Origin of the sequence: Escherichia sp. MOD1-EC6021, assembly GCF_002965245.1 — a bacterium.
In the GTDB taxonomy this organism is placed as follows: Bacteria; Pseudomonadota; Gammaproteobacteria; order Enterobacterales; family Enterobacteriaceae; genus Escherichia; species Escherichia coli_F.
In genome coordinates this window covers 1-275 of record NZ_PTRU01000149.1, presented here as the reverse complement: position 1 = coordinate 275, position 275 = coordinate 1, and the positions used below count along the sequence as shown (strand labels likewise).

Sequence of the window (275 nt, the reverse complement as noted above, 5' to 3'; positions counted from 1 at the left end):
GTGATTAGCTCAGCTGGGAGAGCACCTCCCTTACAAGGAGGGGGTCGGCGGTTCGATCCCGTCATCACCCACCACTTCGGGTCGTTAGCTCAGTTGGTAGAGCAGTTGACTTTTAATCAATTGGTCGCAGGTTCGAATCCTGCACGACCCACCACTAATGCGGTGGGTTCGGTGGAAGTAGTTTGTAGTATCCAGGGCAGTATCGGGTGATTAGCTCAGCTGGGAGAGCACCTCCCTTACAAGGAGGGGGTCGGCGGTTCGATCCCGTCATCACC

General features: G+C 56.0%; 1 tRNA gene. It reads left to right on the top strand.

The features are described from left to right. The first annotated feature begins 78 nt into the window (after nucleotides 1–78). Nucleotides 79–154, top strand: a tRNA-Lys gene (locus tag BEB54_RS28445). The last annotated feature ends 121 nt before the right edge of the window (nucleotides 155–275 follow it).